This window comes from Actinomadura chokoriensis (assembly GCF_041463665.1).
In the GTDB taxonomy this organism is placed as follows: Bacteria; Actinomycetota; Actinomycetes; order Streptosporangiales; family Streptosporangiaceae; genus Spirillospora; species Spirillospora chokoriensis_A.
The window spans coordinates 70997-79797 of record NZ_JAXCEJ010000033.1 but is presented as its reverse complement, the minus strand read 5'-3'; the positions used below and the strand labels follow the sequence as shown (position 1 = coordinate 79797).

Below are 8801 nucleotides of genomic sequence, written 5' to 3'. Positions count from 1 at the left end.
GCTGGCCACCCGCTACGACAAAACCCCCGAAAGCTACGAAGCCGGACTCCACCTGCGCGCAGCCATCATCTGGCTGCGCAGCCTCCCAGCCCCCTCATGATCTGAACTACGAACAGGCCCTAGATCGCGCCGGGCCCTGGACGCTCCCGCACCTCACACCCCGAGCGAGCGGCCCCCAGAGTCGACTACGATGCGGGACGAGCCCGCCGGCGTAGCTCAATTGGCAGAGCATCTGTCTTGTAAACAGAAGGTTAGGGGTTCAAGTCCCCTCGCCGGCTCCCACGTCAAAGGCCCCCTCCGACGCCAGAGAGGGCCTCTTTGCTAACAGGTACAGCAGCGACGTACAGCTACGTGGACCCCTCCCCGCTTTCGTCGCCAGACCCCAGGTGTACGCCGAGCCGCCTGAGCGCCGCCCTGGTCTGCTCGCTCGGAACCTCGGTGTAGATCTCCATGGTCAGGCTGATCTTGCTGTGCCGGAGGATCTGCATCGCGACCCGAGGGTGGACGTCCAGTGCGGCCAGCAGCTTGCCGCAGGTGTGCCGGGTGTCATGGACGCAGATCACCTCGACGCCAGCAGCGGCACAGCGCGACTCGAAGGCCCGGTTGACGTTGCGCGGCTCGACCGAGCGGCCCCTCCTCCCCGGGATATTTGAGCCCGGCCAGGAGTCGCCTTGAGCGGCCGCTACTACGGCTGTTCCGGTGGCGGGTATTGCGAGTAGTGGAAGCTTTCGGCATCCAGGCCCAACGGGCTTGAGGCGCCCGAGCCGTCCGCCGCGGAGGACCCGGAAGGTGTGGTTGCCCACCCACAGCCCGGCAGCGGTTCCCTTTGGCGTGGTCAGGCGTCTGGTGAGGCTGCGGGACTGAAGCTGCGACACCGAGGTGGAGGTCTCGTAACCGAAGGCCGTACTGATCGTCGAGCTGAACTTGGTGCTGATCGCGCCGACCGATATTCCGGCTTCGGCTGTCATCGAGATACCCGTCTCCTCGTGGAAACTCTGGCTGTGGCCCACGCGTGTGTCTGACCTCAACTGGATGAGGCCTCCGATGGCGCTGGGCCTGGTAGGGGTTATGGCTTTTTGGCTTGTGTTCTAGAGAACCGTCCGGAAGGTAAGGGACACCCGCCGGCCGCGGGGGATCCGGCCGTTTGGGCCAGGGTCCGTCTTGCGTGCAGGGATGGCGTGCCGCCAAGTGGATCGTGCCGGGCCGGACATCACGCAGAGGCTGCCGGGGTTGAGGCGCACCGGGACACGTGTCTTGTCCTCGGGGTGGATCAACTCCATGACACAGGCTGACAGCAGGCTGATCGAGGCTATGACCGGTCCGAAGCAGGACACGCGGTCAACGTGGGCGCTGATGCCCTGGCCGGGTTGATATTCGTTCACGATCACCTGGTCAGGTGGTCGGACGAAGTGGCCGTCCTCGTGCAGGTGCCGAGCAAGCGTCACCGCCCACGGGGGCAGGGGCGGGGCTGGAACGCCGCCTACAGCACGAGTGGCGTAGTCGTAGCGATGCCCGTAGTGCTGAACGCGTCGCCGCAGTTGAGACGACCAAGGCGCGGCGTCGATATCTGCGATCAGCCGCCGCTGCCATCCTCGTCCAACCAGTCGTGGTCGCACAGAAGACCCGAAACCATGATCGAAAACTTATTCGATCACGGTGGGGCGGGTCCAGGGCTTGCCGGGCGGTCCGGCTCGGCGAGCAGAATACGTCGGCCGACCGCGTACTCATCAACGATGAGTGAACGTGGGCTCAGGTACCCCCGCTACAACCAGGGGGCACATGTGCCTGGGCAGCATCGACATCGCCTCGATCCGGATCCGTCGGCCTAACCGCCGATGACCTGCAGGACGATCTTGCCTTGGATGTGCCGCTTGTCGGCACGCTCGTGAGCCTTCGGCGCGTCCATGAGCTTGAAGACGCTGTCGATCCCGACGCGCAGGCGGCCGGCGTCGATCAAGCGCGCCAGCTCGGCCATCTGCGGACCGTCGGAGTGAACCTGACCCGGTTTGAAGGTGATGCCCAGCTCGGCCGCGCGTTCCCGGTGGTATTCGCCGAGAAACACGGGGCTGATCGTTCCACCCGGTTTGACCACTGGGAGGAACCGGTGCCCGTGCGGCCCCCCGACCGTGTCGAAGAGATGGTCGATGTCGTGTGCCACCTCCTCGACAGCGGTAGTGGTGTAGTCGATGAATTGATCGACGCCCAGCTCCCGCAAGAACGCTTCATGGCGCCCGGAGGCGACACCGACGACGTGTGCGTGCTTGGTCTTGGCGAGCTGCACCAGGAAGTGGCCGACGCCACCGGCCGCGCCGTTGACCAGGACGGTCTTGTCGCGTCCGAGCTGCACATGGTCGAACAGAAACTGATACGCGGTCAGCCCCGCCATCGGTACGCCCGCGGCTTGGACGTGGTCGATTCCGGCCGGCTTGCGGGCGAGGTGGGAGGCGGGCGCGGTGGTGTACTCGGCGTAGCCCTTGCCGCCGTCGTCCAGTCCCGGGAAACGCACCAGCCCGAACACCTCGTCGCCTTCGCGCCACTCGCTGACCGCCGGGCCGACGGCGGCGACGACGCCCGAGACGTCCGAACCCGGCGTGAAGGGCAGGCGCAACGATGGCCGCATCGCCTCCGGGATGTTCGCGAAACCCGTCCGGGCATACCAGTCCGGCGGATTCAGGCAGGCCGCGTGAACCTGGATCAACACCTCGTCCGGCCCGGGCTCAGGGACCTGGACCTCCTCGTACACCAGAGCATCGGGGCCGCCGAACGCGTGCACGCGCACGGCCATCATCGTCTGTTTCGGCATGGTCGTTCCTCGACGTGTCGGTTCTTCGATTGGTCATCGATCCACGCCCCGACTAACATCCGGAGCAGTGCTCCGCAATGTTATCCGGAGCACTGTTCCGGTTGTCAAGTCTCAGGACGGTCCCGTGACGGAGAAGCCAGCGCCCGCCACCCAGGCGCCGCGCGCCCAACGCGCCGACGCGCAGCGCAACCGCGCGCGCATCCTCCAGGTGGCGGGGACCGTCGTCGCGGAGCAGGGGACCCAGGCCTCGCTCCGCGACATCGCACGCCGCGCCGGAATCGGCATGGGAACGCTCTATCGCCACTTCCCCACACGCGACGAACTGCTCGAAGCGCTGCTCAGCCAGAGGTTCGACCGCCTCACCGCGACGGCCGCGTCCCTCGAGACCACGCATTCGCCCGAAGACGCCCTGACGGAGTGGCTGAGCGACTTCGCGACCGGTGTCAGCGCCTACAGGGGCCTCGCGGCGTCGATGATGGCGACGTTGGAGGACGAGAACTCGTCCTTGCATGCATCTTGTCTGGCGATGCGACAGGCCGCCGCCCGTCTGCTCAAGAACGCCCAGGACGCCGGGCTCGTCCGCCCCGATGTCAACGGGACCGACCTGTTCGCACTCGTCAACGCCATCGGCTGGATCACCGACCAGGCCCCGTCCATCGCAGCCCGACGCGAGCATCTCATCTCAGTGGTCATGGGCGGCCTCAAGTACCAGCCATCCCCATGATCCTGTCCTAGCTGATGGGCAGTCTCCCGAAGTGCGAGTTGGTAAACCGTGAGGAGATGCCCACGGCCTTACAGGAAAACACAGGAATTCGTTAGAGACTGACATGCGGGACGCAGAGTACTGGATAGATCTGGCCGGTTCAGACTCCAGGAGATTTGCCAGGACTATCCACGAGCACCTCGCTCTTCAATGGCGGTACGGCTGCCCAGTACGCTGGCGTTATGCGGATTGTTGCGGTTGCCGATACGCACACCTATCATCGCGACCTCGTCGTCCCCGAGGGGGATGTCTTCGTGCACGCCGGTGACCTGTGCCGGCACGGCAAGGACCTCGAAGAACTCGAGGACGCCGCGGACTGGATACGTGACCTTCCGCATCGCACGAAGGTGGTCGTCGCGGGCAACCACGACTGGATGTTCCTCGACGAGCCCGAACGTGCTCGCGCCGTCCTGGCCGACCGTGGCATCCGCTACCTGGAAGACAGCGGGACGGAGATCCACGGCGTCACGTTCTGGGGTAGTCCCTGGCAGCCGGAGTTCAACGAGTGGGCGTTCAACCTTCCCCGGGGCCTTCCCCTCGCGGAGAAATGGGCCATGATTCCGGACGGCGTCGACGTCCTGGTCACGCACGGGCCTCCGCTCGGAATCGGTGACGCGAAGGCCTACCCCGGACGCCACGGTTGCGAGGACCTGCTGGCCCGGGTGCGGCAGGTTCGCCCCAAGCTGCACCTGTTCGGTCACATCCACCAGGACGGGGGGCTCTGGCGCCGCGGGGAGACGACCTTCGCCAACGTCACCACGTGGGAGTGCGAGCGCGGCCCCACCGTCGTCCGTCTGGAGACCTCGGGTGCCGTGGGCGAGATCGTGCCGCCGGCGCGAACACGCTGAACGGTCGCGGCGCCTACGACACGAGCGTCCAAGGCAGGCCGGCCGCTGCACGGCGTGCCTCGCGTTCTTTTCCTCCGCGCCCTGAGCCCCGTCCGGTCCGCATGGGCCTCGACACGTTTGCCCACGCCGCGACCCGCGGGGCTTCCGTTCGGTCTTGGGGTCATCAATTTTCTCCGGGACGGTGTCGATCTGGGGAGTCGGCGTTCGTGTGGAGGGTGAGAGGTCGTCCGGAGGGAGAAGGTCATGGGGAAGATCACGCTGGTCGAGCATGTGTCGCTGGACGGGGTCATGCAGGCGCCCGCCGCGGCCGATGAGGACACGCGGGACGGGTTCGCTCGGGGTGGGTGGGCCGTCCCGGGGAACGACGAGGTCATGGGGGCTGAGCTGGGGAAGCGCATGGCCTCGGGCAGGGCGCTCGGTGGCGCTCAGCTGTTCGGGCGGCGGACGTACGAGCAGTTCTTCGGGTACTGGCCGGAGCAGACGGACGGGAACCCGTTCACCGAGGCGCTGAATCAGGCCACGAAGTATGTGGTTTCGCGGACGTTGCGGGAGCCGTTGCCGTGGGTGAACTCGGTGCTCGTCCGGGACGTGGCGGACGTCGCCGAGATCGAGGAGCCGCTCACCGTGCTGGGGAGCGGGGTGCTCGCCCAGGAGCTGATGCGGCGCGGGCTGGTCGATGAGTGGATGCTCATGACCCATCCGCTGGCGCTGGGGACGGGCCGGCGGTTGTTCGACGGGGTCGAGGCGGAGTTGCGGCTCGTGGAGTCGGTGACGACGACCACCGGGGTAGTGATCGCGAGGTATGAGAAGAGGGAGGAAGCATGAAGCTCTACGCGCTCAACATGATCCAGCCGGTGGGCGATCCTCCGCCGCCGGAGGTGCTGGCGAAGGTGATGGCGGACATCGCCGACATCCGGCGGGACCTGGAGCTGGAGGAGGCGTGGGTGTTCGGGCGGGGGCTGCACGGCCCCGGGGCGAGCACCATGGTGGGTCTGCGGGGGGACGAGGTCGTCGCGACGGACGGACCGTGGACGGAGGGGAAGGAGCACATCGGCGGCATCACGATCATCCAGGTGGAGGACCTGGACGCGGCGTTGAAGATCGCGGCGCGGTTCGTCAAGGTGACGGGGTTGCCGATGGAGGTGCGGCCGTTCCTGGGCGAGGTGTGATCGGGGACGTGTTCCGGGAGGAGCACGGGCGGGCGGTGGCCGTCCTCGTGCGGGTCTTCGGTGACGTCGACGTCGCCGAGGAGGCGGTGCAGGACGCGTTCGTGGAGGCGGTCCGGAGGTGGCCGTCGGACGGGACGCCGCCCAGCCCGGCCGGGTGGATCATCACGACGGCGCGGAACAAGGCGATCGACCGGCTGCGCCGGGAGGCCGCACGGGACGGCAAGCAGGCGCAGGCGGCGATGCTGGACGAGGGCGGGCCTGCCTGGACGGGGGCCGTGCAGGACGACCGGCTCAGGCTGATCTTCACGTGCTGCCATCCGGCGCTGGGGCTCCAGGCGCGGGTGGCGCTGACGTTGCGGATGCTGGGCGGGCTGACGACGGCGGAGATCGCGCGGGCGTTCCTCGTGCCGGAGAGCACCATGGCGCAGCGGCTCGTCCGGGCGAAGGCGAAGATCAGGGACGCGCGGATTCCCTACCGGGTGCCGGAGGAGGCGGAGCTTCCGGGACGGCTCTCCGGCGTGCTGGCCGTCGTCTATCTGGTGTTCACCCAGGGGTACGGGGGACGGGAGGATCTGGGCGCCGAGGCGATCAGGCTGGGCAGGGTCCTCAACGAACTCCTGCCGGACGAGCCCGAGGTGATGGGGCTGCTGGCGTTGATGCTCCTCGTGGAGTCGCGTAAGGCCGCCCGGATCAGGGGTGGCGAGTTGGTCCTGCTCGGCGAGCAGGATCGTGGGCTGTGGGATCGCGGGCTGGTGGCGGAGGGGCAGGCGCTCGTCCGGCGGTGCCTGGAGATCGATCGGCCGGGGCCGTACCAGATCCAGGCGGCCGTCAACGCGGTGCACAGTGATGCGGCGACGGCCGAGGAGACGCAGTGGACGCAGATTCTGCGGTTGTACGACCAGTTGATGGCGGTAGCGCCTACCCCGGTGGCCGCGCTCAACCGGGCCGTGGCGGTGGCCGAGGTCCAGGGGCCGGAAGCCGCTCTGGCGCAGGTGGAGGGGCTCGACCTCGGCCGGTACTACCTGTTCCACGCGATCCGCGCCGACCTGTTGCGGCGGCTGGGACGGGACGGGGAGGCCGCGCAGGCGTACGACGCGGCCATCGAGCGCACGGAGAACGATGCCGAGAGGGCCTTCCTGCGGAGCCGGCGGCTCGATGTGCGATCTTGAAAGGGTTCAGGCGCGCTGCGGGATCGGCGGGGCCTCCACGGTGGGAGCCGCGGGCCTCCGGTTGAGGGCCTGGCCGGCGACGAGGGCCGAGAGCGCGATGGTGAATCCGAGGACCTGCCAGGGCGTGAGCGTCTGGCCGAGGATCAGCAGGCCCGCCAGCGTGGCGACCATCGGGTTGGTCAGGCCGAGCAGGGAGACCGACGTCGGGGCGAGCCGGTCGATGCCGCGGAACCACAGCGCGTAGCCGATCGCGGTGCCGACGATGCCGAGGTAGGCGAAGCCCAGCACGTTCTCACCCGTCACGGACGGCGGGACGCCCTCGGTGAGGAGGGTGGGCGGCAGCAGCGCCAGGCCGCCGACCGTGAGCTGCCAGCCGGTCATGACCAGCGGCGACTCGGGACGTCCCCACTTCTTGGCGAGGACGATCGCGACGGCCATGAGGGACGTCGCGGTGAGCATGGCGGCGACGCCGAGCGGGTCGAGGCGGGCGTCGGCGGTCAGGGTCAGCAGCGCGACGCCCCCGGTGCCCGCGAGCGCCGCGTACAGGACGGCGCGGGCCGGGGCCACCCGCAGGACGCCGAGCGACAGCAGCGCCACGACCAGCGGCTGCACGGATCCGATGGTGGCGGCGACGCCGCCGGGCAGCCGGTAGGCGGCGAAGAAGAGCAGCGGGAAGAAGGCGCCGAAGTTCAGCATGCCGAGGACGACCGACCTCCACCACCAGTCGCCGCGCGGGAGGCGCCGGGTGACGGCGAGCAGGACCAGCCCGGCGGGCAGGGCGCGCAGCGTGGCGGCGAGCAGGGGGCGGTCGGCGGGCAGGAGGGTGGTGGTGACGACGTACGTGGTTCCCCAGGACGCGGGGGCGAAGGCGGCCAGGGCCAGGTCGGACGCGTGGCGGGCGCGCGGCGTCCGCGGTGCCGCGATGGCGGTCACGAAGATTCACCTCAACGGGGGGCTGGAACGGAGGCAAGTACACGAACGCCAAGTATCTGAACGTTGAGATTATTCCCGTTGAGGTGAATCGTGAGGTGCGCTCAGTCGCGCAGGCGGCTGACCTCGTACAGCGCGATCCCCGCGGCGACGCCGGCGTTGAGCGACTCCGCCTTGCCCGGCATCGGGATCGTGACCAGCATGTCGCAGGTGTCGGCGACCAGACGGCCGAGGCCCTTGCCCTCCGAGCCCACGACCAGCACGAACGGGCCGGACGCGACCTCAAGGTCGCCGACGTTCACGCCGCCGCCCGCGTCCAGGCCCGCGACGAAGCAGCCCGCCTTCTGGTACGCCTTGAGCTGCCGCGTCAGGTTCGTGGCCTGCGCGACGGGGCAGGTCGCGAGGGTGCCGGCGGACGACTTCCACGCGCCCGCGGTGACCCCGGCCGCGCGCCGCTCGGGCACGACGACGCCGGCCGCGCCGAACGCGGCGGCGGACCGGACGATCGCGCCGAGGTTGCGCGGGTCGGTGATCCCGTCGACGGCGACGATCAGGGGGGCGGCCCCCTTGAGCAGGTCGTCGGGGTGCGCGTACCGGTACGGCTTGACCTGCAGCGCGATGCCCTGGTGGACGGCGCCGTCGGTCAGCCGGTCGAGCTCGTTCTTACCGGTCTCCAGCAGCGGGACGCGGCGGTCGGCGGCCAGCTGGATCGACTCGCGGACCCGCTCGTCGGTGCTGGACATCACGTAGAGCGCCGTGCCCGGAACGCCCGCGCGCAGCGCCTCGACGACCGGGTTGCGCCCCGTGACCAGCTCGGGGACCTCGCCGTTCGCGCGCCGCGCACCGGCGGGACGTCCGGCGGCGGCCGCCGTGGCGGCGGGCTTCGGCCGCCCCCCGGGGCCGACCGTCTGTGTGCCGGTGCGCTTGGCGCTCTTCACCGCGCGCGCCTTCTGGCGCTTGCCGTGCCAGTGCCGGTCCTCGGCCTTGGGAGTGGGTCCCTTGCCCTTGCGCTTGGCCATTGTCGGTTACGCCCCTTGCGACGATTGCGTGCTCGCTCGCCCTCGCGGCTGCCGGGCGGCTCGGATCTCGGCGGGACGGCACACTGGCGAACCCCCGCGA

Annotated in this window: 10 protein-coding genes and 1 tRNA gene; 6 read left to right on the top strand and 5 right to left on the bottom strand. The window is 69.1% G+C overall.

Going from position 1 to position 8801, the window contains the following annotated elements; genetic code table 11:
* Positions 1–205 precede the first annotated feature (205 nt).
* A tRNA-Thr gene (locus SM418_RS34455) sits at positions 206–278 on the top strand.
* A 69-nt stretch (positions 279–347) separates the two neighbouring features.
* On the opposite strand, the gene SM418_RS34450 is transcribed toward SM418_RS34455, so the two are convergent.
* From SM418_RS34450 to SM418_RS34440, 3 genes are all read right to left on the bottom strand, one after another.
* Positions 348–1010 (bottom strand): tyrosine-type recombinase/integrase, encoded by a 663-nt coding sequence (locus SM418_RS34450; protein WP_371966136.1) that lies wholly within the window; start codon positions 1008–1010, stop codon positions 348–350.
* Between the two features lie 78 nt (positions 1011–1088).
* On the bottom strand, positions 1089–1616 hold the full coding sequence (locus SM418_RS34445) for an alpha-ketoglutarate-dependent dioxygenase AlkB (protein ID WP_371945689.1): 528 nt from the start codon (positions 1614–1616) through the stop codon (positions 1089–1091).
* A gap of 209 nt (positions 1617–1825) precedes the next feature.
* Positions 1826–2803 (bottom strand): NADP-dependent oxidoreductase, encoded by a 978-nt coding sequence (locus SM418_RS34440; protein ID WP_371945690.1) that lies wholly within the window; start codon positions 2801–2803, stop codon positions 1826–1828.
* A gap of 124 nt (positions 2804–2927) precedes the next feature.
* On the opposite strand from SM418_RS34440, the gene SM418_RS34435 reads away from it, so the two are divergent.
* The 5 genes from SM418_RS34435 to SM418_RS34415 all read left to right on the top strand — a co-directional run bounded on the left by SM418_RS34435 (position 2928) and on the right by SM418_RS34415 (position 6752).
* Positions 2928–3527 (top strand): TetR/AcrR family transcriptional regulator, encoded by a 600-nt coding sequence (locus tag SM418_RS34435; RefSeq protein ID WP_371945691.1) that lies wholly within the window; start codon positions 2928–2930, stop codon positions 3525–3527.
* A 221-nt stretch (positions 3528–3748) separates the two neighbouring features.
* Positions 3749–4414 carry a metallophosphatase domain-containing protein gene (locus SM418_RS34430; RefSeq protein ID WP_371945692.1) on the top strand — a complete coding sequence of 222 codons (666 nt, stop codon included), beginning with the start codon at positions 3749–3751 and terminating at the stop codon, positions 4412–4414.
* A 243-nt stretch (positions 4415–4657) separates the two neighbouring features.
* On the top strand, positions 4658–5239 hold the full coding sequence (locus tag SM418_RS34425; protein WP_371945693.1) for a dihydrofolate reductase family protein: 582 nt from the start codon (positions 4658–4660) through the stop codon (positions 5237–5239).
* Positions 5236–5583, top strand: a complete 348-nt coding sequence (locus tag SM418_RS34420; protein WP_371945694.1) for a YciI family protein — start codon at positions 5236–5238, stop codon at positions 5581–5583. The genes SM418_RS34425 and SM418_RS34420 overlap by 4 nt, the downstream gene beginning before the upstream one ends.
* The gene (locus SM418_RS34415; RefSeq protein WP_371945695.1) at positions 5580–6752 is read left to right on the top strand and encodes an RNA polymerase sigma factor; all 1173 of its coding nucleotides are present in this window, start codon (positions 5580–5582) and stop codon (positions 6750–6752) included. Before SM418_RS34420 ends, SM418_RS34415 begins: the two co-directional genes overlap by 4 nt.
* A gap of 6 nt (positions 6753–6758) precedes the next feature.
* Here the strand turns inward: SM418_RS34415 and SM418_RS34410 are convergent, their stop codons facing one another.
* Positions 6759–7685 (bottom strand): EamA family transporter, encoded by a 927-nt coding sequence (locus SM418_RS34410; RefSeq protein WP_371945696.1) that lies wholly within the window; start codon positions 7683–7685, stop codon positions 6759–6761.
* 101 nt (positions 7686–7786) lie between these two features.
* Positions 7787–8701 carry a 23S rRNA (guanosine(2251)-2'-O)-methyltransferase RlmB gene (gene rlmB / locus SM418_RS34405; RefSeq protein WP_371945697.1) on the bottom strand — a complete coding sequence of 305 codons (915 nt, stop codon included), beginning with the start codon at positions 8699–8701 and terminating at the stop codon, positions 7787–7789.
* Positions 8702–8801 lie beyond the last annotated feature (100 nt).